We start from the raw sequence: 24,813 nt of genomic DNA, 5'->3' as shown, positions 1-24,813 counted from the left end.
GGGCGGAATGGCCCAAAGCCGGATGTCAAAATGCTTCCGCTTTCCTTTCCCCGTTTTTCACTATTCATCTTTCACTTCTCATCTTTCTGAATAATTGTCGCTCCTGTCATGCTCAAACAATCCCGGCAGACTCGCACCCGGTTTCACCAGATTTGCGACGGCGCGCTTTTTGCGCTTTCGCTGGTGGGCGCGTATTTGCTTCGCGACGGATTGGCGCGTGTGGACGCGCTTGGGCTTTCCCCGCTGGAGCCGTTTGTCGAATTGGTGTGGGTGCTGCCCCTTGTCGCCGTGCTCGGCCCGGTGTTTTTGGGCGCGCAGCGTTTTTATGCCGGGCAACGACCGTCGGGTTTCGCGGCGGCGCGCGCGGCGGCGTTCACGGCGCTGGCGGTTGTCATCATTTTGTTTCTCGTGCGCGCTCAGGTGGCGCGCTCGGTGATTTTGCTCGGGTGCGCTGCGGGCGGGGTTTTGGCGTATGCGCGCGCGGTTTTTTCCGCGCGCCTCGCGTCGACGCGGCTTGCGCGCGAACAGTGGTGCGAGCGCGTGCTCTGGGTCGGCGACCCGGACGCGAACAAACGCCGGCGCGCCTCGCTCTCGACCCAGGAGATGTCGCACATCGCGGATGTCGGCGATTTCGACCCGCGGAGCGAGCCGCCGGCGCGCCTCGCGGAATTGCTCCACAAGCACGCGGTCAACACCGCGATTTTTGACAGCGCCGGCACCGCGCAACTCGCACCGTATGTTGACTGCTGCACGCGCGAAGGCGTGGCGGTCATCATTTGCACGGGGCTCGCGCCGTTGACCGCCTCGCTCGATTCCGCCGCGCACCTCGATTCGCTCGGGGGCGAAATGGTCGTTCACTTTCGCGCGCACAAGGCCGGTCCGGCCGCGCTCGCGCTCAAGCGCGCGACGGATGTTTTGTTTTCCGCGGCCGCCCTCGTGTTGTTGTCGCCGGTGTTCGCGCTCGCCGCGCTCACGATCAAACTCACATCGCGCGGGCCGGTGTTGTTCAGGCAGACGCGCGCGGGCCTCAACGGACGTCCGTTTGAAATGGTGAAGTTTCGGACGATGCGCGCCGGGGCGGAAAACGAGCAGGACGCGCTCGCGGATAAAAACGAAATGCGCGGGCCGGTTTTCAAAATGGAGGACGATCCCCGTGTCACACCGGCGGGGCGTTTTTTTCGCAGGCACGCGATCGACGAACTGCCGCAGATTTGGAATGTGCTGCGCGGCGAAATGAGCCTGGTGGGGCCGCGTCCGCTGCCGTTGTATGAAGTGCGGCGTTTTGACGACGATGCGCACAGGCGGCGGCAAAGCATGCGCCCCGGCCTGACGTGCCTCTGGCAAATCAGCGGGCGCAACGACATCGACGACTTCGCGGAGTGGGTGCGGCTCGACCTGGCCTACATCGACCACTGGTCGCCGTGGCTCGACGCGCGCATCGTGCTCGCGACGATTCCGGTTGTGATTTCCGGCAGGGGCGGGAGGTAGGGGCGTCCTGAATGAAGATTTTCTAATTTTTAACCACGGAGGGCACCGGGATACACGGAGCAATTGGAGAGGGATTGCCGCGGCTCGAATTGCCATTGCAGATTTGCGGCGCGTTTTTTTAACGTGCGCGACTTCGAAGGCTTTTTATGTATCCGCAACTATTGACACTTTTGGGCATATTGACCGTGGGGCTGATTTCCCCGGGGCCGGATTTTTTTCTCATCGTTAAAAACAGCATGAGCGGTTCGCGACTGCGCGCGTTTGCCACCGGCTGGGGAATCGCGGCGGGATTGTGCGTTCAGGTGATTGTCCTGTCGCTCGGCCTGGCGATGGCTCCGCCGGTCGTGCTGCGAATCGTGCAGCTCGCGGGCGCCGCGGTGCTGATGTGGATCGGCTTGAAGACGCTGCTGGCGCGCCCCGTCGTGAACCAGCCGGCGCAGGCATCGGAAGGAATGGACGCTGACAAATACGAGCGCAAACAGGCGACCGCCGGCTTCATGGAGGGGTTCCTGTGCAACGCCACCAACGTGAAGGTATTCGTGTTTTTCACGAGTTTGTTTTCGCAATTTGTGGTGGCGGACTCGCCCATGAGCTGGCGGGTTTTCATGCCGGTGGTGGTCGTGATTCACGGGCTCGTCATGTGGTCGCTGATCACCTGGGCGCTGTTGTTTCCGCCGGTGGCGCGGCAGCTCACGCGCACGCAACGCTGGCTGCCGCGCGTGTTTGGCGTGATCCTGATCGGGTTCGCCTTGTTTGTCGTATGGGAAAGCCTGCGCGGACTACTCGCGTGATTGCCTCACGGCACGAGCACGGTCGAGCCGGTTGTGCGGCGTGACTGGAGCGCGGTGTGCGCGGCGGCGGCCTCGGCCAGCGGAAAGCGCTGGTTGATTTCGACGCGCAGAAGCCCGGCGCCAATCAATGCAAACAACTCCGCGCTCATCTCCGCGAGCCGCTCCGGCGTGTTTGCGTAATGGGCGAGCGTGGGGCGCGTCACATAGAGCGATCCCTTGCGCGAGAGGATGCCCAAGTCCACGCCCGTCACCGATCCCGATGCGTTGCCGAAGCTGACCATCAGGCCGCGAGGCGCCACGCAATCGAGCGAGCGTTCCCAAGTGTCCCGGCCCACCGAATCATAGACGACGGGGCATTTTTCGCCGCCGGTCAATTCGTGCACGCGCGCGACAAAATCCTCGCGACTCATGTCAACGACCTCCCACGCGCCGTGCGCCCTGGCGAGCGCGGCCTTCTCGGCATTGCCCGCCGTGCCGATGAGTTTCACGCCGAGCGTCTTCGCCCACTGGCACGCGATCAATCCCACGCCGCCCGCAGCCGCGTGAAACAGAATCGTCTCGCCGCCGCGCAACGGATACGTCTGGCGCAACAGGTATTGCACAGTGAGCCCCTTGAGCATCACCGCCGCCGCCTGCTCGAAACTGACCGTGTCGGGAATGCGCACGGGCGCGCTTTCCGGCAACGCGTGGTATTCCGCATAGGCGCCGAGCGGACCCGACGCGTAGGCGACGCGATCTCCAGCCTTGAAACGCGAAACCTCCGCGCCGACCGCCTCGACCACGCCCGCGCCCTCCGTGCCGAGGCCGGATGGCAGCGCGGGCACCGGATACAATCCACCGCGGTAATAAGTATCAATGTAGTTGAGGCCGATGGCGTGATTGCGCACGAGCACATCGCGCGGCCCGAGCGCGGGCGGTTCGCAATCGCAATAACACAAAACCTCCGGCCCGCCGTATGAGTTGAACTGAATTCTTTTTGGCATGATTATATTAACACAAACCACAATCTGCCCCGGCGCAAATTGCCAGCAAAGGATGATGGTTTACGCCGCCCCAAATGGCGGAAGAGGCGTGACGGCGGAACGATTATGGTCTTTATCCGCATTGAAACCATAAAACCATGAGCGACGAAAACAAATCCATCCACGAATTCGATTTCAACTTGATCTGTGAATACTTTTCCAGCGTGGAGCGGCAGGGTCCCGGCAGTCCCGAGGTGACGATCAAGGCGCTGAGTTTTATCGACAGCCTCGCCGAAAAATCCCGCATCGCGGACATCGGTTGCGGCACGGGCGGGCAAACGATGGTGCTTGCGCAAAACACGCCGGGGAGCATCACGGGCGTCGATCTGTTTCCCGCCTTTGTCGATCAGTTCAACGCCAATGCCGCCAGGCTGAATCTTCAGGATCGGGTGAAAGGCATCACGGGTTCGATGGATAGCCTTCCGTTCCAAGACGTGGAGCTCGATCTGATCTGGTCGGAAGGGGCGATTTACAACATCGGCTTTGAGCGCGGGCTGAACGAGTGGAGGCGGTTTTTGAAGCCCGGCGGCTGCATCGCCGTCACGGAATCCTCGTGGTTCACTGATGAGCGGCCTGACGAGATTCAGGCGTTTTGGCACGACGCCTATCCCGAGATAAACACGATCCCCGCCAAGGTCGCCCAGATGCAAAAAGCCGGATACGTCCCCGTCGCCACATTTGTCCTTCCGGAGAATTGCTGGACGGAGCACTTTTACGCCCCGCAAGTCGCCGCGCGGGAGGCGTTCCTGAAGAAGCACGCCGGCAATAAAATAGCCGAGGAATTTATATCAAACCAGCGCCACGAGACCCAACTATATAATAAGTATAAAGCGTATTACGGTTATGTGTTTTATATTGGTAAAAAGATATAACCGCTAAGATTTTTCATGCGGGCGCGCCGAGGTTTGTTGAACGCCGACCGCCCTGCCAAAAACGGCAACACGATTTATAAAAGGGCTCTAGAGGCGCGGATTGTGGCGCCCTGACAGGGCGCGTTGTTTTCTGTTGTTTGCCCAGGGTCTCGCACGCTCGACCCTGGGTTGACGAGTGGCACGCCGTTGGCGTGCGGCAAATGACAAACAAGTTTGCCCTGCCGGAAGGCAGTTTTTGCGACAACTTATGTCAAAAAACCTCCAAGTGCGCGCATTCTGCCGTCGATCCTTGGCGCGCGTTTCTACTTCTCGGCCTGCATTTCGCGGAGGATCGACGTGATGTAGGGAAGGAGTTGTTTTTTGCGGCTGACGATTTCAGCGAGCTCGAAGATTTCGTTTTTCTCGAGATGCGGATAGGAAATGCGGCTGATGAAATCCTTGTCGCCGCGCACGAGCAGCAGCGAGTTTTGCGAGTTGATGTCGGTCACGAGCAGGCAGGCGAAGCCGAGGCGCTCGGTTTTGATCAATTCGCCGAGTGCGAGGGAAAGCTCCTTGGCGTGCTTCCAGAAGTTGGCGAAACCGAGCTCCTCGACTTGCGAGACAGCAAATTGGATTTCGTTTTCCTCGTAGATTTTCAGGTCGGCGCGAATCACCGATTCGGGGGTGTTGGCGAGGATGACGGAGCCGGAGCTGAAAATCTCATCGGCAAGCGCGCGCGAATCCACGCCCGCGATTTCGGAGAGCCAGGCGAGCAACTCGGTGTCCTTCGGCGTGGTGGTGGGGCTGTTGAGATGGAGCGTGTCGGTGATGATGCCGCTCATCATGAGCCCGGCGATGTCGGGCGCGGGGCGGAGGTTGTCGCGGCGGAAGAGGTCGGCGATGATCGTGCAGGTGGAGCCCACGGGTTCGTTTATGAAGAGGATGGGTTGCTGCGTGTTGAGCGGGCCGAGCCGGTGGTGGTCGATGATCTCGGTGATGGTGACTTCGTGCGCGCCGGGAACCGCCTGGTTCATTTCGTTGTGGTCAACGAGCACGAGGCGCGTTTGCACGGGTTTGATGACGTCGGACTTGGTGATGATGCCTTGGAGGCGTCCGTCCTCGCCCGTGACCAGATAGGCGGGGATGTGCGACGAGGCCACGCGGCGGCGCAGTTCTCCGAGCGGCAGTTCGGCGGAGACCGAGGCGAATTTGCGGTCGAGGAGGGACTCGATGGTGCCGGCGGTGCGCACGACCCACGCGGTGGTTGCGGAATCGTAGGGACTGCTGATGACGCTGACGCCGGCGGCCCTGGCTTGCTCGACCACCTCGGTGTCGATGGGGAGGTTGCCCGTCACGATGAGCGCGCGGACCCCGAACTGGATGGAGCGCTGCTGAATGTCCCAGCGGTCGCCGACGATGATGATTGTTTTGTTGATGGGGATGCTGCCGCTTTCGGTTTGCTTGCCGAAGGAGCGTATGTCCATGGCGCCGATGCGCACGTAGAGGTCCTCCATGCGGTCGGGGTCGTGCAGGTGGAGGATGTTGGCGTTGAGGGCGCGGGTGACGTGGGCGAGGGTGGTTTCGACCTTGCGCATGTCGCGCGGCGCGCGCAGGCGCGGGGTGAAGTAGCCGCCGAGTTGAAAAATGGAGATTGTGCCGAGCACGCGTTGATCGCCTGTGGTGACGGGGAGCACGCGCACATCGTGTTCGTCGATCAGTTCGAGCGCCTCGGCGCAGGTGGCGGTTTCTGGAAGCGAAATGACATCGCGCACCATGACGTCGTGCACGCGCGGGGTGACGTCGCTCAGGTAGAGGGGCAGGGGGGTGCCGAACTTGCGCAGGACGGTGTCGATGCGGGCGTTGGAATTGCCGCAACGGGCGGGGATGTAGCCGTGCTCGCCGCGTGCCTTTTTGTAGGCGGCGTAGGCGATGGCGGAGCAAATGGCGTCGGTGTCGGGGTTTCGATGGCCGATGACGTAGGTTGTTGCGGGGGCGGAGTTGTCGGAAGACTGAGGCATTGAGCGGGTGTGTGATTGGATGGTTTGTCCTTGGCTGTGCGGACAATGTGCGGGTCGATTGGGCGAAAATCAATAATTCAGGCGCGACATGGCGGCAATCGGGAATTTTTTACCGCGGTCACGAGGGCCTTGATAAACCAAGTGCGCGGATTTTTTCAAAAAATGAAACGGGCGCGTTCAAAATTTTATACAAAAAACGCGAAAATAATATGCCGACAAAACGAAAATCGAGGCTTCGCATGGCCGCGTTTTTCTATCTAATCGGCGGCTTTCCATAATTCCAACCTATGCAACAAGCTCCCCTCTCCGCTCATCAACGGGTCGTAGTCACCGGTCTCGGCGCAATTACGTCGATCGGCCATGACGTGGATACGTTCTGGAATAACTTGCTCGCGGGCAAATGCGGTATCGACCGCATCACGCAGTTCGACGCGACGAATTACACGACTCAAATCGCGTCGGAAGTGCGCGACTGGAATGTTGAGGACCACTGGGATCCCAAGGAGGCGCGCCGCAACGACCGCTACACGCATTTCGGCATTGTTGCCGCGAAACAGGCGTTTGCCGACTCCAAGCTCGACATGACAAAGGAGGACCCCGACCGCGTCGGCGTGCTCATCGGCTCGGGCATCGGCGGCATGGCCACGCATGAGACCCAGATGGAGCGCCTGCTCAAATCTGGCCCGCGCAAAGTCTCCCCCTTCACGATCCCCTCGCTCATCAGCAACATGTGCAGCGGATTGTTCGCCATCGAAATCGGCGCGCGCGGCCCGAACTTTGGCATCGTGTCGGCTTGCGCCACGGGCACGCACAGCCTCGGCGAGGCCATGCACATGATTCGCCGCGGCGACGCGGAAGTCATGATTGCCGGCGGTGCCGAAGCCACGATCACACCCTTTTCGTGCGCGGCCTTCTGTTCGATGAAGGCCATGAGCACGCGCAACGACGACCCGCAGCACGCCAGCCGTCCCTTCGACGCCGGACGCGACGGCTTCGTGATGGGCGAGGGCGCGGGCGTGCTCGTCCTCGAATCGCTCGCCCACGCGCAGGCTCGCGGCGCGCACATCTATTGCGAACTCGTGGGCTACGCGGCCACATGCGACGCGCATCACATCACGATGCCCGACCCCGAGGGCAAGGGGCTCTCGATGGCCATGAAACGCGCTCTTGCCAGCGCCAACATTGGGCTCGACCAAGTCGATTACATCAACGCGCACGGCACCTCCACGCCCTACAACGACAAATTTGAGACGCTCGCCATCAAGAAAGTCTTCGGCGATCACGCCCGCAAACTCGCGATCAGCTCGACCAAGTCGATGACCGGGCACCTCCTTGGCGCCGCCGGTGGCATCGAGGCGGTGGTTGTGGTCAAGACGATCCAGACCGGCCAGATCGCGCCCACGATCAACCTCACCACGTCCGACCCCGAGTGCGACCTCGACTACGTGCCGAACGCCAAGCGCGCCGCCACCGTAAAAATCGCCATGAGCAATAACCTCGGCTTCGGCGGCCAAAACGCCTCCGCGGTTTTCAAGGCGCTGTAAGGACGGGATTATAATATTCAAACAAATAGCCCCCGGATGTGTTGATCCGGGGGCTATTTGTTTGCCCAAACCTTGGGCTGTTTCCCCGGGAAAAGGTTCGATTCTGTAACTGCCTTGGGCAGGGAGTGCTTGCCGGGCGCGCCGGGAAATACGAGAGGCAACCGCCCTGCCCAGAACGTCCTCGTTTTTTAACTGCCCCAACTCATGCGACGCATAGCGCGTGCTGTGGCGCGCAAACTCACAACCGCGCCTTCACCGTGCGGCGGTCGACGTCGAGGCGGCGGGCGGTTTCCTCGATGTTGCGTCCCGATTGCGCGTGGACTTGGCGCGTGTAGCGGCGCAGTAGGTCCTCGGCGGTGAGGCTGCCGTTTGCGAGCAGCGCGTTCCAGTCGCCGGTGTCGCCGCCGGACGCGTGCAGCGACGCGGGATGATATTCGCCGCGCACGAGGAGGTTTCGCATGCACTGCTCGAGTTCGCGGAAATTGCCGGGCCACGCGTAAGCGGCGCCGAGGCGCTTGCGTATCCACGCGACCGACTCGCGCGCGAAGGCGGGCGCCTCGCCGTCGCCGAGCAACTGGCGCGCGATGTGCGCCGCGAGTGTTTCGAGCTCGGTGGGCGCGTCGTCGAGTTGCTCGCGCAGGGAGGGCGTGCGCACGACGTCGGAGCAGAGGCGGTAATAAAAATCCTCGCGAAAACGTCCGCCGCGGATTTCGGCGGGGAGGTCGCGATGCGTGGCGGCGATGATTTTTCCCTGAAAGGTGCGCGTGTCGGTGTCGCCGAGGCGCTGGAAGGCGCGCGACTGGAGCGTGCGCAGGAGTTTTACCTGGATGGCGGTGTCAACGTCGCCAATTTCGTCGAGAAACACGGCTCCGTTTGCGGGGCAGATTTCGAGCCATCCGGCGCGGTCGGCGAGCGCGCCGGTGAACGCGCCGCGGCGGTGGCCGAAGAGTTCGGACTCGATGAGGGTGGGGGAGAGCGCGGAGAGGTTGAGCGGGAAAAACGCGCCCGTGTAGTCGTCGGCAAATTCGCCGCGCCGCGCGTCGAAGGGGATGTAGCGCGAGAGGCCGATGGCGCGCGCGACGAGTTCCTTGCCGGTGCCGGAGGGGCCGGTGATGAGCGTGGCGTAATCGTGCATGCGCGAGTAGAGCGCGCGGCGGTAGCGCCCGATGTCGCGTGTGAAAATGGACTCCCATATTTGCGCGCGCAGGCGCACCATCGGCCTCGAGCCGCCCGCGAGCGCGCGGTGAATGTAGTGAAAGGCGCGGCGCAATTGGAACGCATACGCGAACAGGTGCGGCGCGGGTTCCTCGTCGAGAATCGCAATGCCGGGCAGGCGGAGCAGGTGCTCGAGCGTGTTGCGAAACGCGCCGTAGAAATTGGGGCGGATGGTCAGCTTGTTGTCCGGCGCGGTTTCGGCGCGGGAGGTCTCCTGCTTTCGCGCGGCGGCGTGGCGGCGTTCCTCGGACTCCTGGATGAGCGCGTCGAACTGGAGCGCGTAGGCGTGGTAGAGCCAGAAGCTCGCGACGTTGATGTAGGCGACCATTTCCTCGCGCGTGATGCCGCGCCCGTCCTTCGGCCAGCGTGCGCGGATGTTTTCGGCGAGCGTCTCGGAGCGCTTGAGAAGCGCGACGATGTTCGGATGCGTCAGCGCGTTGTCATCGGATATGTGCTCGTTCCAGGCGGCGCCCGATTCGGTGAACGCGGACCCCAGGGCCTCGCGCTCCAATTCCACGCGCTCCGGCAGAAAATGATTCGACGCGCTGATGCGCCCCACGGCTTGGGCGAAGTGCAATTCATCGGGGGAGAACAAGCGTTTCATGGGTGTTTGTGGTGTGGATGTGTGTGGATTTCAGAGGCTGCCGGATCGGGTGGCGCCACTTTGGAGTGCGGTGGCAGAGGGAGCGTTGGCGACCGGCGACACCGCTTTCGAATGGCGGAAAATTTTGCGACATTCTCAAAGCGGTGTTGGCGCTTCGCTTTGCCACCGCACTTCAAAGTGATAATGAGACAATCGCGTATGACAAAAAATGTCAATTAATAGTCATATAATGTCTATTTGATGAAATTACTCCCATATTCATATATTTATAATTAGTTGTAGTTTAATAGATTATCAAATCATAAAAAACTTGGCACGCCATTGGCTTAAGGAGAAGGCGTCATGAAAACCACGATCAAAAACCTCTCACTTGCGCGGCCCCTTCGCTGGGCTACGTTCTTAATGGCCATGCTTTCGATGCTCCTGTCGCTGGCCGTCCTCACGGGGACGTTGCGGGCGGCGGGCACGCTAACGCCGCTCAGTTCTGTCAACGCGCGGATTCAAATCCGCGAGCATCAGGTCAACGTCACCATCAACAACGGCTTCGCTCAGACCGAGGTGTTGCAGACGTTCTTCAATCCCAACGGCGCCGACCTCGAGGCGATTTACGCGTTTCCCGTTCCGAAGAGCGCGAGCCTTTCCGAGGTCACCATCCAAACCGGCGAGAAGACATTGCACGGCGAGGTGCTCCGCAAGGCCGACGCCGAAAAAATCTACGGCGAGGAAAAGGCCAAGGGCAACGATGCCGGGCTCGCCTCTAAAAACGGCTACCAGAATTACGAGTTTCGCGTGAGCCCCGTGCGCGCCAACGCCGAGGTGCACTTGCGCTTCGTGTATTACCAGTCGCTCGAAATCGACACGGGCGTGGGCCGCTATCTGTATCCGCTCGAGGAGGGCGGCACCGACGACATCGCGAGCTCGTTCTGGCAGCCGGCAAACGCGCAGGTCGAGGGACGTCTTTCGATCAACGTCGAGTTGAAATCCGCATGGCCCGTCGAGGACTTGCGCTCCCCGGGCAACGAAGCCGCGGCGAATATCCAAAAACTGGATACAGGCCATTGGAAGCTCACGCTCGAGCGCGACCGCGCGCAACTCGCGCAGGATTTCGTGCTCTACTACAGGCTCGCCGCCGACCTTCCCGGGCGCGTCGAGGTGATTCCCTATCGCGCGTCGCCGGACAAGCCGGGCACGTTCATGGCCGTCGTCACACCGGGCCTGGACCTGCAGCCGATCAGCTCGTCGGATTATATTTTTGTTCTCGATATCTCGGGCTCCATGCAGGGAAAACTAGCCACGCTCGCCAACGGCATTGTGAAGGTGCTCGGCCAGATGAACCCCGGCGACCGTTTCCGCATCATCACCTTCAACCAAGGCTCGCGTGAAGTGTTTCCGCTGACGGCCGCCACGCCCGAAAATGTGACGCGGGCAATCGAGGTCGTGCAATCGCTCCACGCAAACGGCAGCACCAACATCTACTCGGGGCTCAAGCTCGCGCTCAACAGCCTCGACGCGGATCGGGCGACGAGCATCATTCTCGTCACCGACGGCGTGACCAACGAAGGCATTGTTGATCCGCGCGCGTTCTATTCGCTGCTTAAGAAAAACGACGTGCGCTTTTTCGGGTTCCTCATGGGCAGCAGCGCGAACTGGCCGCTCATGCGCGTGATGGGCGAGGCGACGGGCGGCTTCTACGCGGGCGTGTCGAACGCCGACGACATTGTGGGGCAAATCCTGCTCGCAAAATCCAAGGTCACACACGAGTCGCTGCACCACGCCACGTTCAAGTTCAGCGGCGGCGCAACCTCGGGGCTCACGGGCGATCTGCCCCAGAAAATCTACCGCGGGCAGCAACTCGTTATCTTTGGCCGCTACAACAAGGCCGGCCCCGCCACGCTCACGCTCAACGCCAAGCTCACAGGTGAGGACAAAACCTACACGACCAAGTTCAACTTCCCCGAGGTCGACACCGACAATCCCGAACTCGAACGCCTCTGGGCGCTCGCGCAAATCGAGCAGATTGAGTTGCTCGAAAACATAGGCCAGATGCCGCCGTCCGAGTCGAAGGACGCCATCGCCGACCTCGGCGTGATGTATCAACTCGTCACCGATCACACCTCGATGGTCGTGCTCGACGACGCCACGCACGCCGCGCGCGGGATCGAGCGTAACAATCAAAAACGCATCGCCCTCGAGCGCGCCGCGCAAAGCGTCCGCGCGCAGCAGCCCGCGAAAAATTACCAGGTGGACGCGCAACAACCCACTTACTCCGCGCCCGCCCCGCATGTCAGTCGCTCGCGTGGTTTCGGCGGCGGCGGTGGCGGTGCGCTGGAGTTCCGCGACGTGGCGCTGATGGCGCTGTTTATGCTTGTTGTCTCCGCGGTTGGCATCAGTCGCCGGAAAGCACGCAAGGCTGGAAATTTAAAACAATAGTTCGCCAGCTCAAAAATGAAACGTCGGCCTTTTATTTGAAAGGTCGACGTCATGAAAACGGATAAAATCATATTATGAATGACAAAGAAAACAAAATAACAGGTTCAGTGCGTAATGAGGAAATGTATGAGCCCTCATTTGCCGGCCGGCTATGTGTTGTTGGTGTAGTATTTGTATTATATATTTTGGCATCATTGTATTTTTTGGGTGTTGAGGGGCTGAGATCCCCTTTTGCAATCGCTGTTTTTTTATTTATTGGATTTTTCAAGGTCTGCGGCGTTTTTATTAAAAATGCGGCATGGGTGTTCCCAATTGCGTTATTGCTGGCAATAGGAATTGGTGCGGGGAATTTAATATTATTTTTTCGCGCGCGGAGTGCGCTGACTTGGCTGGTAAGTTGTTTTGTGTTTTTATCATTAATATTAATATCGCTCGGCGGTTGTTCCATGATTGGAAAGATTGTCGATGGATAATCAAACGGATCGGTTGATCTCATGCGGATGCGTTATAAAAAATCAAATGGAGCTCTGCTTTTAGTTGCTTTAGCTGGCGTGGCACTTGTTTTTGTGGGTGCCTTGATTAGCATGGATTCGGAGAGACAGGGAGTTCAAGGCGACTCTCATTCAATGCCGCCCAGTTGCAGATCATTGTCTCAGCCGGCTAAAAATGGAGCGGCATATTTCACGACTCCACATGCTTCCGGTTCAACTGCTGTGAACAGTGAAATAAAAAATATTCAAAGAAATCACATTGCAAACGATGCCGAAACATTTTGGGGAAGCAATTAGGCTCATTCTTATATGAAACGCCTTCCATTCATTACTCTTTCCCTCGCAGTCTTCGCGCTGATCACCAGCGCGTTTCCGGCGCTCACAAACGCGTTCGAGTTCACACGCGAGACTTTCGCGCACAGCGAAATCTGGCGGTTGCTCACGGCGCACCTCACACATTTCGACGCGGCGCATTTGCGTTGGGATGTGTTTGCGCTGCTGCTCCTCGGCTCGATGGCGGAGTGGAAATCGCGGCGCGACTGGCTTGTGACACTTGCCGTGTCCGCGCCGCTGATCACGCTGGCCGTTTGGATTCTCCAGCCGCATTTCGAGACGTATCGCGGTTTGTCGGGACTTGATTGCGCGGCTTACGGTGTTGTGGCGGGGCATTTGTTGCGCGACGGCTGGCGCGAACGACACACGCCCACGCTTGCGCTTGGCGTGCTGGCGTGCGGCGGAGCGCTTGCGAAATGCGGTTACGAGCTGATCACGGGCAATCCGTTTTTTGTCGGCGAGACCGTTGCGTTTACACCTGTGCCGTTGGCGCATTTTGTGGGCGTGACGATTGGTGTATTGGTTGTGTTTGCGCACGATTTGTCCAGATCCCGGACGGTCGGGAAACTCCGCGGATGGGTTTCATTTTTTAGTCCGCCTGCGTGCGATTGTTGGGGTTCAGCGTCTGATTTGGAGTCAAAACGCTGAACCGCATCCCTTTGCCTGCGTCTGCCCCTTTACCCTTAAGATGAAGGTTCTCCCCGGGGGCAAAACAGACTTCAGAATCAGACGTCTTTGTTTTAAATAATTGAAAATTATTAAATTATAAAATTAGTGATGTGATTGAGTTTGGTAAATTATCATGAATCCAGCCTCTTTCTTAGAATGATTCTAAGTTTTAGTTGCATTTTAGACGCATTCTAATTTGTTCATGGGAATCTTTACCATTTTCAATGGCTCACTCGACGACACATCATTCTGACGACCTCGCGCAACGTCTCGCGGACAGCGGTTTGCGCAACACCCCGCAGCGTGAACTCGTTTACCAGAGCATTCTCGCCCGCCGCGACCACCCGACCGCCGAGGAGATTTTCGCGCGCGTCAAGGCCGAGACGCCCACCATCTCGCTCGCCACCGTTTACAACTGCCTCGAAACGCTCATCGAATGCCGCCTCGTGCGCGCCGTGCATTTCGAGCGCGCCTCGACCCGCTATTGTCCGAACCTCGTTCCGCACGCGCATTTTCACGACAACAAAACCGGCCTCACGCACGACATTGACCTGCCGGAAGAACTCCTCACCGCCCTCAAAAAGCTCCTCCCCGAAGGCTACACCGCCGACATGATCGACATCACCTATCACGGACGCGGGGCGGAAAAGCCTGAAAAATTAAAGGACTGAAAGGCTGAAATCGCATTCCACTACTCGCTACCCGCTACTCACTACTCGCTACTTTTTTCACATCATGCACACGCTCGAAATCCGCGACCTCGTTGTCGCCCTCACTGAAACACCCGACAAGCCCATCGTCAAAGGCGTCAGCCTCACGATCAAATCCGGCGAGGTTCACGCCGTCATGGGGCCCAACGGCACCGGCAAATCCACGCTCTCCAAGGCAGTCGCCGGCCATCCCGATTACACGATCACCAGTGGCGACGTCCTCCTCGACGGCAAATCCATCCTCGAAATGGAGCCCGACGAACGCGCCCGCGCGGGCATCTTTCTCGCGTTTCAGTATCCGAGCGAAATCCCCGGCGTTTCCATTGCCAACTTTCTCCGCGCCGCGCTCCAGGCCCGCCTCGGCGAGGGCGAGGATCTCGACGCCGTTGGTTATTACAAAAGCCTCTACGCGAAAATGGACATGCTCAAAATCGACCGCAAGTTCACCTCGCGCGCCGTCAACGAAGGTTTCTCCGGCGGCGAGAAAAAGCGCTGCGAAATCCTCCAGATGGCCATGCTCGAGCCCTCCTTCGCGCTCATGGACGAAACCGATTCCGGCCTCGACATCGACGCGCTAAAAATCGTCGCCGAGGGCGTCAACCAGCTTCGCGGCCCCAAGCTCGGCGTCCTCCTCATCACGCACTATCAGCGCCTCCTCAACCACATCGTTCCCGACCACGTGCACGTCATGTATGACGGCCGCATCGTGAAGAGCGGCGACAAAACCCTCGCCCTCGAACTCGAGGAAAAAGGTTACGACTGGCTCAAGACGGAAACCGCCGCTCCCGCCGCCTGAGCCCCATCCATTCCTCCGTCTTATCAGTCATATCGGTTCCATCCGTCCTATTCCTTTCCGCATCATGCAACCTTCAGAACAACCAGCCATTCCCGACGCGCAAGCCGCCGCGATTGGCATCGACCAGTCCGCGGGCGATTTTTCGTATGACATCAAATACGATTACGACGCGGGCAACGGCCTTACGGAAAACACCGTCCGCTACATCAGCGCCGTCAAAAAAGAGGCGCCTTGGATTCTCGATTTCCGCCTCAACGCGCTCAAAACATTTCTCGCCAAACCGCTCCCCACGCACTGGGCCACGCGCGATCTCGAAAACATCGACTTCGAAAAAATCCGCTACTACCTCGCGCAAGGCCAGAAGCCCAAGCGCACTTGGGACGAGGTGCCCGAGGACATCAAAAAAACCTTCGAACGCCTCGGCATTCCCGAGCAGGAACGCAAATACCTCGCCGGCGTCGAGGCGCAATTCGACTCCGAGGCCGCCTACTCGAACGTGAAGGAAATCGTCGCCAAGCAGGGCGTCATCTTCATGAACTCCACCGAGGCGCTCCGCGAGCACCCGGAGATCTTTCGCAAATGGTTCGGCAAAGTCATCCCGACCAGCGACAACAAATTCTCCGCGCTCAACAGCGCCGTGTTTTCCGGCGGCTCGTTCATCTACGTCCCGCCCGGCGTCAAGGTCGCGCAACCGCTCCAGGCCTACTTCCGCATCAACGCGGAAAACTTCGGCCAGTTCGAGCGCACCCTCATCATCTGCGACGAGGGCTCCGAAGTCACCTATATGGAAGGCTGCACCGCGCCGAAGTTCAGCACCGCCACGCTGCACTCCGCCGTCGTCGAACTCGTCGCCCTCAAGGGCGCGAAAATCCAATACATCACCGTCCAAAACTGGGCGTCCAACGTCTACAACCTCGTCACCAAGCGCGGACTCGCGCAGGAGGACGCCGAGATCAAATGGATCGACTGCAACATCGGCAGCCGCCTCACCATGAAATATCCCGGCGTCGTCCTCAAGGGCCGCCGCGCCCGCGGCGAAGTCATCTCCATCGCCCTCGCCAACGACGGACAGCACCAGGACACCGGCGCGAAAATGATCCACGCCGCCGACGAAACCACCTCGACCATCGTGTCGAAATCCATCTCCGTCGGCCAGGGCCGCGCCACCTATCGCGGCCAGGTTTACATCCCGAAGCACTTGAAAGGTTGCAAAAACAACACCGAGTGCGACGCGCTCCTCATCAACACCAACAGCCGCACCGACACCTATCCGGCGATCACCGTGCGCGGCGACAAGCACGCCACGCAGCACGAGGCCAGCGTCTCGAAAGTCAGCGAGGAAATGATCTTCTACATGCAGCAACGCGGACTCACCGAGGCGCAGGCGATGAGCCTCGCCGTCAACGGCTTCATCAACGACCTCGCGAACCAGTTCCCGATGGAATACTCCGTCGAACTCAAGCGCCTCATCGAACTCGAAATGGAAGGCTCCGTCGGCTGAGCATGGCTCAGCCGCCGAAGAGTGAAAAGTGAAGGGTGAAGAGTAAAAGAAAAACCAAATACCTTTTCCAAACATCATCCCTCGCCCTCTCCTCCGAAGTCCGGTTTGTCAGGCTTCTCACTTCACTCGGAACACTTTTCACCCTTCATATTTCACTCTTCGGCGCGGCCCGTTCGCGCATCACATTTTTGAAAATTTAAAACGCACACGCATACATGACCACTCATCCGCAAACCAACACCGCCGCCGCGCCCGCGTGGTGGCAGGAAACCCGAGCCGCCGCATGGGAACGCTACAGCACCACGCCGCTCCCGGCTCGCGATGACGAACGCTGGCGCTTCTCCGACGTCGCCGCCATCGACCTCGACGGCTACGACCTAAGTGGCGCGGGCGGCCAGCCCATGGACGGCGGCAACGTCGCCGCCCTATCGCCATTCACCAAAACCAAATACGCCGCGTCGCTCACCTTCGTGAACAACCGCCTCGCGCACCGCGCGCCGCTCCCCGGCGACCTCGCCACCAAGGGCGTCATCTTTTGCCCGCTCGACGAAGCCATCGAAAAATATCCGCAGCACATCCAGGCCTACCTGCAAAAACACGACGTCGCGCTCGGCAGCGAAAAATTCACCGCGCTCAACACCGCCCTCACCACCAGCGGCGCGCTCCTCTACGTCCCGAAAGGCATCACCATCGCCACCCCGCTCCTCCTCAAGCACATCGCCGCCGGCGACGCCACCAGCGTCTATCCGCACACGCTCGTCATCCTTGAGGACAACGCCCGCGCCACCCTCGTCGAATACTTCGCCAGCGCCGAACCCGAGGCCCGCCACTTCGCCAGCGGCGTCAACGACCTCCACGCCGGCCCCGGCGCGCACCTCACCTACATCGGCGCGCAAACCTGGTCAACGAACACCCTCGCGTTCCAAACCAACTCCATCGTCGCGCAACGTGACGCGCGCATCCTCTCGCTCAACGTCCACCTCGGCGGACGCCTCGCGCGCCACGAATCGCACTCCCGCCTCCAAGGCCCCGGCGCGCACTCCGAAATGCTCGCGCTCACCGTCGCCACCGGCGCGCAAAAATTCGACCAGCGCACCCTCCAGACGCACCAGGCGCCCAACACCTCCTCAAACCTCCTCTACAAAAACGCGCTCCTCGACACCGCGAAGACAATCTTCTCCGGCCTGATTGTCGTCGACCCCGACGCGCAAAAAACCGACGCCTACCAGTCGAACCGCAACCTCATGCTCAGCGACGACGCCGAGTCGAACAGCCTCCCCGGCCTCGAAATCCAGGCCAACGACGTCCGCTGCACGCACGGCGCCACCAGCGCCCGCATCCCCGCCGAGCAGGAGTTCTACCTCCAATCCCGCGGCATCGATCCGGAGAGCGCCCACGAACTCCTCGTCGCCGGCTTCTTCGAGGAAGTCCTTGCCAAACTCGAAAACGAGGAAATCCAAACCGCCCTGCGCGCGATGATCGAAGGCAAATTTAAAAAATAAGAATTAACCACGGAGGACACGGAGAATACTGAGGGCGTTGCTTGCGACGCCCGGGTTTCCTAAAAATCTTCGTGCCTCTCCGTGTCCTCCGTGGTTAAAAATAAAATCCAACAAACCCACCCGCCATGTCCAAAGAACGCACCCTCAGCCGCGACATCACCGCCACCCAAATCCCCAGCGGGGACAAGCAAACCCTCGCCGCCGGCACGAAAATTTTCCTGCACCAAACGCTGGGCGGCAGCTTCACCGTGCAAACCGATTTCGGCCTCTACCGCATCGACGGAGCCGACGGCGACGCGATTGGCGAATCCGTCGCCGACCATCGCGTGCATACAGAAACGCTCGAGGGCGGCGCGCCCAACCCCGAGGCGATCTGGGACCAGCTCAAAAAAGTTTACGACCCGGAAATCCCGGTGAACATCGTCGACCTCGGCCTCGTTTACACGATGGACGTCGAAAAAATCGACCCCGCCGCCGATGCCGTCCCCGACGCGCCTCCCGCCTACAAAGTTAGTGTCGCCATCACGCTCACCGCTCCCGGTTGCGGCATGGGGCCGGCGATTGCGGAGGACGCCAAAAGCAAAATCCTCCTCGTCCCCGGCGTGAGCGACGCCGAAGTCCGCATCACCTGGGAGCCGCCCTGGAACCAGTCCATGATCAGCGAGGAAGGCAAAATGAAGCTAGGCCTCATCTGACCGCGGAAGACTTTTGTCTGTCCGGACAGTAATCCGAATTGCGCAATACCCGCGCGAGGGCGGGCCCCGGGGTTCGCTCACTCGCTCGCGAATGCCGGACGCGAATAGCTTGTGGCGGGCGGATTGGACTTGGGCACTGGAAAGCCGAAAAATTCCGGCTGCGCCCCCAACTCGCGCCATGCGCTATTACCGCCCCGGTTGACGCGTGTGCGGTGCGTGATCATGCTATTCCGCAGCATGTATTTCAACTCGCTGACATTGTGCGGGCCGAACACATTTCCATCCTCGTCCGCATACATGAAGACGTCGTCACTCTCTTGAATTTGCCTGAGCGTTTTTTTCTCGAAGGGCGACTTCGAGTAGGAGCCCGGCGGCGGCGGCACATTGCCCGGCACCACTGTGAAAAATTCAGGGAACGAATAAAGTTTGCCCCATCCGCCGTCCGTGTCCCTGCGCGCCAGGGCGTCGGGTCGCACGGTGCCGCTTTTTATCATTGTTCGAATTTCGATGGGTGTGAGTGGAGGGGAATCCGTTCCGTTTTGGGTTTTTATGATGAACATAGGGCAAAATATAAAAAACGCTTGGCTCTCTGACCGCGCTATAAAATATTAGTTCTGTTTTTTGGGGATTTTTGCGCAAATAATCGCATGGATTAGCATTGCAGGGAACACGCGAGGCATTCCAGATTTCACCAATTTTCTGTCAACTTTAAACACCTTAATAATAATCTTTATGCGCCAACAAAGCGAGTTGCGCATATTGACAACATTCATTCGGTGTGAAGTATAATTATTAATAACAATCCAACCAATTTAATGCACTTGGACAATGAATCCCTCTTCACCCTGCTGCCGTGGCTTTCGCCGGCGCTGGTGTTTTTGGTGGGCGCATGCATCGGAAGTTTTCTCAACGTGTGCATCTACCGCGTTCCCGCCGGCAAGTCGGTCGTGCGGCCCGGCTCGCATTGCGCCTGCGGCAAACCGATCGCATGGCATGACAACATTCCGATTCTCGGCTGGTTGATCCTGCGCGGCCGCGCGCGCTGTTGCGGGGCCCGTGTTTCGCCGCGTTATCCCTTTGTCGAATTGCTCACGGCCGCGCTTTTTCTCGCCTGCTGGCTTTTGTTTCCACCGCTCAAGGCGCTATGCGGCATGCTTATGGTGAGTTTTCTGATATGCGGGGCGTTTATCGACATCGACCATTTTGAGCTGCCCTCCGTGTTCACCATAGGGTTGGGCATCGCGGGGATAATACTCTCCTGTCTCGTGCCGTCGTTGCACGGCCAGTCGCACGAGATTTTTGCTGTCGCCGCCTTGCGCTCCGGGCTCCTCAGCCTGCAAGGCCTGTTGATTGGCTCGGCGGTGATTCTGTGGATCGCCCTCGTCGCGGAGGCGCTGCTCAAGAAAGAGGCCATGGGCTTCGGCGACGTGCTGCTGGTCGGCGGCATCGGCGCGTTTTGCGGATGGCAGGGGGCGGTTTTTTCAATTTTTGGCGGGGCGTTCCTGGGCCTGCTTTGTGTGGCGCTGGTCTTCGCGTGGAATGCGGTCGCCTCGAAGAAAATCCGCGTAAAGTCGCTCGAGTCCCCCGAAAAGGAGGACGAGCTGAACAGGCATTCCCACATTCCCTTCGGCCCGATGCTCGCCGCGGGCGGGCTTGTTTATTTTCTTCTTGTTCACAAATGGATTGACCCGGTGCTTTCCAGTATAAACGCGATTATCTGGAAGTAATATTATAATATAAACGGATTTCCGGTTTGTCGCGGCGGGTGCTCGAAAATTGTATAAAAATAATAATTATATAATTATTAATCACCACGCGCAGTCCGCTCCGAGGCGCAGCGTGTAGCCGTCGAATTTGCCGCCGGTTCGTGCGGCGACGGAGGCGGAAATTGCCCAGCGTCCGCCGCCGCGCCAAATCAGGCCGGCGTCAAGCTCGGCGCCCAAGCCGCCAAAATCGGTTTTGATTGAGTCCCCGGCAATGGTCATCCGGCTTTCCCCGTCGAATTCGTGCAGGGCGCTGAGACGGACGCGCGGAATCAGGTGCCCGCGCTTGAGCGGCCATGCGCGATCAAAGGCAACGGCAAGGCGCGCGGTCAGGCCCGTGAAATCGGCAACTTCATACATGCGCCCGAAGCGGTCGGTTGTGTCGTCGATGCTGTGTCGCTGGTGCGCGAAGGCGGCGAGCGGCTCGATGCGCCAGCCGGACTTTGTGTCGAAAACACGGCCGATTTGAATGGTCGCGCCAAAGTCGCCGCCATCGGTCGAAAAAGTGGCGGCGTCGGGAACGCTGATGTCGTAACTGGCCTTGGCTCCGCGCACGATGATGGCGGCGTTCCAGACCTGTCCGTCGAGTGTCGCGTAGAGGCCGGCACCGCGAATCTCGGTGTCGGTCTTTGTGCCGCGCGAGACGTCCATTTCGGCTTCGAGGAGATCGGCAAAAAGTCCCAGCCTGAACGTGCGGCGTCCGGTTTTGCGGACGAGTCCCGCGCCGGCCTGCAAACCGGCGATCGCAATGGACGCGCCTGTGTAAACGGTTTGGTTGGCGCGGTCCCGACGGTAGGCGATGTCGGCCCAAAGGTCGGCGTTGCGGGCGCGGGGATTGCCGGAAACGCGCAGGTTGTCGAGGCGCGCGAGGAGCGTGTCGAAGGCGGCGCGTCCGGATTGCAGCGCGATGGCGTCCGTGCCGGCGACGGCGGGGATCTCGGGCGAAAAGTTATCAAGCACAAGACGCCATTCGCGGGCGGCGGCGGCGTTGTCGGGAAGAAGCAGGTAATCGTATGCGCCGACAACGAGGCGCTGGTTGTCCGCGAGGGCAAAGGCGCCGCCGGGGCTGGCGGCGGATGTTGTGATGAGCGCGGGCACGCCGTCGGGCAGCGGGGCGGTGGAGGCCCGCGCGCGTGTATCCGTTAATTGAATACGAACGGCGGTTTGCCCGGAGGCGGGGCCGCCGATGGCAAGTGCGCCGAATTGCGGGGCGGCGGTGTCACTTAGGACAAGGGCGAGGTGGAGGCTGGCACGTGCGGACGCCTCGTAGTTTCCGGTGATGGCGAGGCGTGCGGCGCCGAGCTTGATGCTGCCGTTGTTGATGAGCGCGAAAATGACTTGGTCGTGCCCGTCGAGATCAAGCGTGGCGCTGGATTGGAGGGTGAATTGCGAGGCGTGCGGCAGGACATTTGCGGCGGCGGTTCGGAGTGTGCCGGATTGAATGAGCGTGTGCCCTTTGTAATCGGCGGGCGCGGCGAGCGTGAGCGTGCCGGGGCCGGCTTTTGTGAGCGCACCGGAACCGGTGATTGTGTTTCGAATGATGAGCGTGCCGCCGTCCGCGGTTTCGATGGCGGCGGTTTTTCCGGGGGCGATTGTGATTGGCGTGGCGAGTTCCGTCTCGGCGGATGCGTTGAGCGAGAGGGTGCCGTTGCCGGTGATGGTGATGATGGGAGTGTTGAGTTGTCCGGAATGGTTGAATGCGATTGCGCCGTCCTCAAGCGTGATACCGCCGTGAAATGTGTTGGCGACATTTTCGAAAGCGAGCGTGCCCGCTCCGGTTTTGTGAAGGCGTCCGGTCGCACCCGTGAGCGTGCCCGTGACGACACTCGCCGCGTCGGCGGTGATGGTGTCGCCGGTGAAGGTTGTCGTAGCGCTTCCCGAGACAATGATATCGGAAACAATGACGGCGGTTGGAATGTCGATCGTCGCCACGGTGTTTTGAAATGTGACGCTGTCGCCGTCGGCGAAACGCGTTACCGTGCCCGTGTCAGTCCATTGGCCGGCATGCGCGCCCGTCCAGAGATTTGCGGTCGCGCCGGTGCCGCCCGTCCATGCGAGCGAGCGCGACATGTCCACTTTCGTTTCGACGAGAAGGAGGCTGCCGCTGGTTTTGAGCGTGGCTTTGCGGCGAAAGTCGTCGAGTTGCTCCGCGCCATCGACGGTGATTATGGCGGCGGATGCGAGCGCGGCGAGGTTGCCGAGGTTGTAAACGCCGGTTTGAATGCGGCCGCGGATGTCGATTGTGTTGGCACCGGTGGCGGTGAGTGACGCAGCAAGGATGCGGTCGGATTCGAGATAACCGTCGGACGCGACGCCGTCGTAAAGAGTGAACGCGAGCGTGGCGTTTTCGAGCGCGAGCGCGCCGCCGATCGTAAGCGTGGCAGGCGAGTTGGAGCCGGCGACGGTGGCGAGCCGCATGGCGCCTTGAGCGATGCGGAGCGTGCCGTGAAAGGCGGTGGCGTCGGCATCGAGAAAGATGAGCGTGCCCGCGCCGGTTTTTGTGAGTGTGGCGTCGGCGGCGGAGGAGAGCGCGCCGGAAAACGCGAGCGTGTTTGCCCGCGTATCGATGATGCCCGAGGCGGCCGGCGCGAGCGTGATGGCGTTTGCCACAATCTGGTCGTCCGCGTCGATGCGGAGTGCGGCCCCACTCGTGGAGGTGAAGCGGATTTCGTTTGTGGTCGCGCCGAGTTGCGCGGCGCGGGTAATGGCGAGCGTGCCTCCGGCAAGCGTGACACCGCCGGAGAAGGTGCTGTCGGTGTTCGCAAGAAGGAGAGTGCCCGCGTCGCGTTTTTCGAGCGCGCCGTCGCCGTTAAGAGCGGCGGCGATGGTGAGCGTTTTTCCCGCGCCAACGGTCGCGGCGATGGTGCCGGCGGCAAGATTGAGCGAGTTGTTTTCGCCGGTGAGTGCGAGTGTGCCAGAGTCGCCGATTGACGCGCCGTTGCCGAGAGTGACGCCGGTTGTCGCTGTGGTGACGATGTTGAGAAGGCCATCATCGACGAACAGCGTGGATGTTGCGAGAAATGCGACGGAGCCCGAGAGCGTGCCTATACCGCCGAGCGCGCCGCCGCTGACGGTGTGGGTTGCGGCGTTGAGTTTCGCTTCGGAATTACCGAGGAGGAGCGCGCCACCGGTGATGTTGATTGCGCTTCGGTAGTTGGAGTTGTCAGCGTTGAGGACAAGTGTGCCGTCGCCGGTTTTGTTGATAACATGGCCGATGGCCGCGCCGCTTGAGCCGCCGTCGGCAATGGTGTCGAGTGTGCGGTCTGCGGCATTTGCATCACCGATGATGTAGCGCGTGTCCGCGCCGGTGATGTCGAAGTTCACGATGGCGTTGGTGCCGGTGATGTAGAGAAAGCCGCCGCTTGCGCCGGTGGTGCCGGAGGATTTGTTTCCGGTGCTGGTGGCGGAGGTGGTGGCGCGGATTGTGAGCGTGCCGCGATTTGTGAAGATCGCTCCGCCGTTGCCGGCGGCGGTGTTGTTCGCGAAGATGACGTCGGTGAGCACCACCGAGGCGGCGGTGCTGGCGTTGATCGCGCCGCCGTGCGACGAGGCCGCGACGTTGCCCTTGAATTGCGCGCGCTCGACCATGACCGTGCCGCTGTTGGCAAAGAGCGCGCCACCGGCGCTGGCCGAATTGTCCGCAAACACAACATCCGTCAAAAAGGAACTGGTGTTTGCGCCGGTGTTGTAAATGGCGCCGCCATTGGTTCCGGCGGTGTTGTTCGAGAATGTGCCGCCGGTGAGGATGAGTGTGTTGCCGCTTCGGTGAACCGCGCCGCCGTGTGTCGCGGCACGATTGCCGTCGAAATGACTCTGTGTGATGGTAGCGTAACCGGTGCCGTAAAACGCGCCTCCGCTCGCGCCCGCGGTGTTGGAAGCAAAAACGGCGTTATGAATGCGCGAAGTGCCGTTTGTGATGAGTGCGCCGCCATTGCCAGAGCCGGTGGAATTGAGCTCGAAGGTGACGTTGACGAGTGTGAGGAGGACGCGGCTGTTGGTGATGCCGATGGCGCCGCCGTGTTTATTGGCGGTGTTGTGTTGAAAAAGTGTCGCGCCGTTGCCGGCGACGGCGGTTGGGTCGGGCGCGAAGTTGAGCGCCACGCCCGACGCGGAGCCGTTGTATGCGAACACACCGCCGTCGGTGCCGCTTGCGCCAAGGCCGTTGGCGAATGCGAGCGTCGCGCCGTCGGCGATGAGGTAGGATGTGGTGCCGGTGGCGTTGAGTGTGAGTGGCGCGGGGTCGATTGTTGTGCCGGTTGTTATAAGGATCGGGTCGGCGCGAAGTGTGCCGAATGCGAACGCGCAAATAAAAACCGCTAAGGGTCGGGGTGTTGCGGGCATGTCGAGGGGTGGCGGGGTTTGCTGAACGCGGGGCTGTGTTGATACACTG

Annotated in this window: 18 protein-coding genes; 12 read left to right on the top strand and 6 right to left on the bottom strand. The window is 60.3% G+C overall.

What is annotated here, in order from left to right; genetic code table 11:
• The first annotated feature begins 108 nt into the window (after positions 1-108).
• Complete coding sequence (locus tag CKA38_RS03975; RefSeq protein WP_108824333.1) at positions 109-1,488, top strand: sugar transferase; 1,380 nt, start codon at positions 109-111, stop codon at positions 1,486-1,488.
• 146 nt (positions 1,489-1,634) lie between these two features.
• Positions 1,635-2,279 carry a LysE family translocator gene (locus CKA38_RS03970; protein ID WP_108824332.1) on the top strand — a complete coding sequence of 215 codons (645 nt, stop codon included), beginning with the start codon at positions 1,635-1,637 and terminating at the stop codon, positions 2,277-2,279.
• Positions 2,280-2,284: 5 nt separating this feature from the next.
• Here CKA38_RS03970 and CKA38_RS03965 read toward each other — a convergent pair whose 3' ends face one another.
• Positions 2,285-3,262, bottom strand: coding sequence for an NADPH:quinone reductase (locus CKA38_RS03965; protein WP_108824331.1), 978 nt, complete (start codon positions 3,260-3,262; stop codon positions 2,285-2,287).
• 137 nt (positions 3,263-3,399) lie between these two features.
• Here CKA38_RS03965 and CKA38_RS03960 point away from each other — a divergent pair, with 137 nt between their 5' ends.
• Positions 3,400-4,173: a class I SAM-dependent methyltransferase gene (locus CKA38_RS03960; protein ID WP_108824330.1), complete on the top strand. Its 774-nt coding sequence runs from the start codon at positions 3,400-3,402 to the stop codon at positions 4,171-4,173.
• A 302-nt stretch (positions 4,174-4,475) separates the two neighbouring features.
• Here CKA38_RS03960 and CKA38_RS03955 read toward each other — a convergent pair whose 3' ends face one another.
• Positions 4,476-6,170 carry a putative manganese-dependent inorganic diphosphatase gene (locus CKA38_RS03955; RefSeq protein WP_108824329.1) on the bottom strand — a complete coding sequence of 565 codons (1,695 nt, stop codon included), beginning with the start codon at positions 6,168-6,170 and terminating at the stop codon, positions 4,476-4,478.
• A gap of 287 nt (positions 6,171-6,457) precedes the next feature.
• Between CKA38_RS03955 and fabF the strand changes: the two genes are divergently transcribed.
• Positions 6,458-7,714 carry a beta-ketoacyl-ACP synthase II gene (gene fabF / locus CKA38_RS03945; protein WP_108824327.1) on the top strand — a complete coding sequence of 419 codons (1,257 nt, stop codon included), beginning with the start codon at positions 6,458-6,460 and terminating at the stop codon, positions 7,712-7,714.
• 238 nt (positions 7,715-7,952) lie between these two features.
• Here the strand turns inward: fabF and CKA38_RS03940 are convergent, their stop codons facing one another.
• Positions 7,953-9,533, bottom strand: coding sequence for a sigma-54-dependent transcriptional regulator (locus CKA38_RS03940; protein WP_108824326.1), 1,581 nt, complete (start codon positions 9,531-9,533; stop codon positions 7,953-7,955).
• Between the two features lie 342 nt (positions 9,534-9,875).
• Between CKA38_RS03940 and CKA38_RS03935 the strand changes: the two genes are divergently transcribed.
• Positions 9,876-11,963 (top strand): VIT and vWA domain-containing protein, encoded by a 2,088-nt coding sequence (locus tag CKA38_RS03935; protein ID WP_108824325.1) that lies wholly within the window; start codon positions 9,876-9,878, stop codon positions 11,961-11,963.
• 67 nt (positions 11,964-12,030) lie between these two features.
• Here the strand turns inward: CKA38_RS03935 and CKA38_RS15275 are convergent, their stop codons facing one another.
• Positions 12,031-12,459 (bottom strand): hypothetical protein, encoded by a 429-nt coding sequence (locus tag CKA38_RS15275; RefSeq protein WP_152032663.1) that lies wholly within the window; start codon positions 12,457-12,459, stop codon positions 12,031-12,033.
• Positions 12,460-12,763: 304 nt separating this feature from the next.
• Here CKA38_RS15275 and rrtA point away from each other — a divergent pair, with 304 nt between their 5' ends.
• The 6 genes from rrtA to CKA38_RS03905 all read left to right on the top strand — a co-directional run bounded on the left by rrtA (position 12,764) and on the right by CKA38_RS03905 (position 18,660).
• The gene (rrtA, locus tag CKA38_RS03930) at positions 12,764-13,435 is read left to right on the top strand and encodes a rhombosortase (RefSeq protein WP_108824324.1); all 672 of its coding nucleotides are present in this window, start codon (positions 12,764-12,766) and stop codon (positions 13,433-13,435) included.
• Positions 13,436-13,680: 245 nt separating this feature from the next.
• Positions 13,681-14,127, top strand: coding sequence for a Fur family transcriptional regulator (locus CKA38_RS03925; protein WP_108824323.1), 447 nt, complete (start codon positions 13,681-13,683; stop codon positions 14,125-14,127).
• A 64-nt stretch (positions 14,128-14,191) separates the two neighbouring features.
• Positions 14,192-14,962, top strand: coding sequence for a Fe-S cluster assembly ATPase SufC (sufC, locus tag CKA38_RS03920; protein WP_108824322.1), 771 nt, complete (start codon positions 14,192-14,194; stop codon positions 14,960-14,962).
• A gap of 64 nt (positions 14,963-15,026) precedes the next feature.
• Positions 15,027-16,463 carry a Fe-S cluster assembly protein SufB gene (gene sufB, locus CKA38_RS03915; protein ID WP_108824321.1) on the top strand — a complete coding sequence of 479 codons (1,437 nt, stop codon included), beginning with the start codon at positions 15,027-15,029 and terminating at the stop codon, positions 16,461-16,463.
• 215 nt (positions 16,464-16,678) lie between these two features.
• Complete coding sequence (gene sufD / locus CKA38_RS03910; RefSeq protein WP_108824320.1) at positions 16,679-17,965, top strand: Fe-S cluster assembly protein SufD; 1,287 nt, start codon at positions 16,679-16,681, stop codon at positions 17,963-17,965.
• A 125-nt stretch (positions 17,966-18,090) separates the two neighbouring features.
• The gene (locus tag CKA38_RS03905; protein WP_108824319.1) at positions 18,091-18,660 is read left to right on the top strand and encodes an iron-sulfur cluster assembly protein; all 570 of its coding nucleotides are present in this window, start codon (positions 18,091-18,093) and stop codon (positions 18,658-18,660) included.
• Positions 18,661-18,737: 77 nt separating this feature from the next.
• On the opposite strand, the gene CKA38_RS03900 is transcribed toward CKA38_RS03905, so the two are convergent.
• On the bottom strand, positions 18,738-19,154 hold the full coding sequence (locus CKA38_RS03900; RefSeq protein ID WP_152032662.1) for a GYF domain-containing protein: 417 nt from the start codon (positions 19,152-19,154) through the stop codon (positions 18,738-18,740).
• A 321-nt stretch (positions 19,155-19,475) separates the two neighbouring features.
• Between CKA38_RS03900 and CKA38_RS03895 the strand changes: the two genes are divergently transcribed.
• On the top strand, positions 19,476-20,387 hold the full coding sequence (locus CKA38_RS03895) for a prepilin peptidase (RefSeq protein WP_108824317.1): 912 nt from the start codon (positions 19,476-19,478) through the stop codon (positions 20,385-20,387).
• An 81-nt stretch (positions 20,388-20,468) separates the two neighbouring features.
• Here the strand turns inward: CKA38_RS03895 and CKA38_RS03890 are convergent, their stop codons facing one another.
• Entirely contained in the window at positions 20,469-24,764 is a 4,296-nt protein-coding gene (locus CKA38_RS03890; RefSeq protein ID WP_161554712.1) for a beta strand repeat-containing protein, read from the bottom strand.
• Positions 24,765-24,813: the final 49 nt, after the last annotated feature.

It is taken from the genome of Ereboglobus luteus, from assembly GCF_003096195.1.
GTDB classification, from domain to species: domain Bacteria; phylum Verrucomicrobiota; class Verrucomicrobiia; order Opitutales; family Opitutaceae; genus Ereboglobus; species Ereboglobus luteus.
Note: the sequence above shows the minus strand (reverse complement) of the source record. Positions and strands in the feature narration are given on the sequence as shown.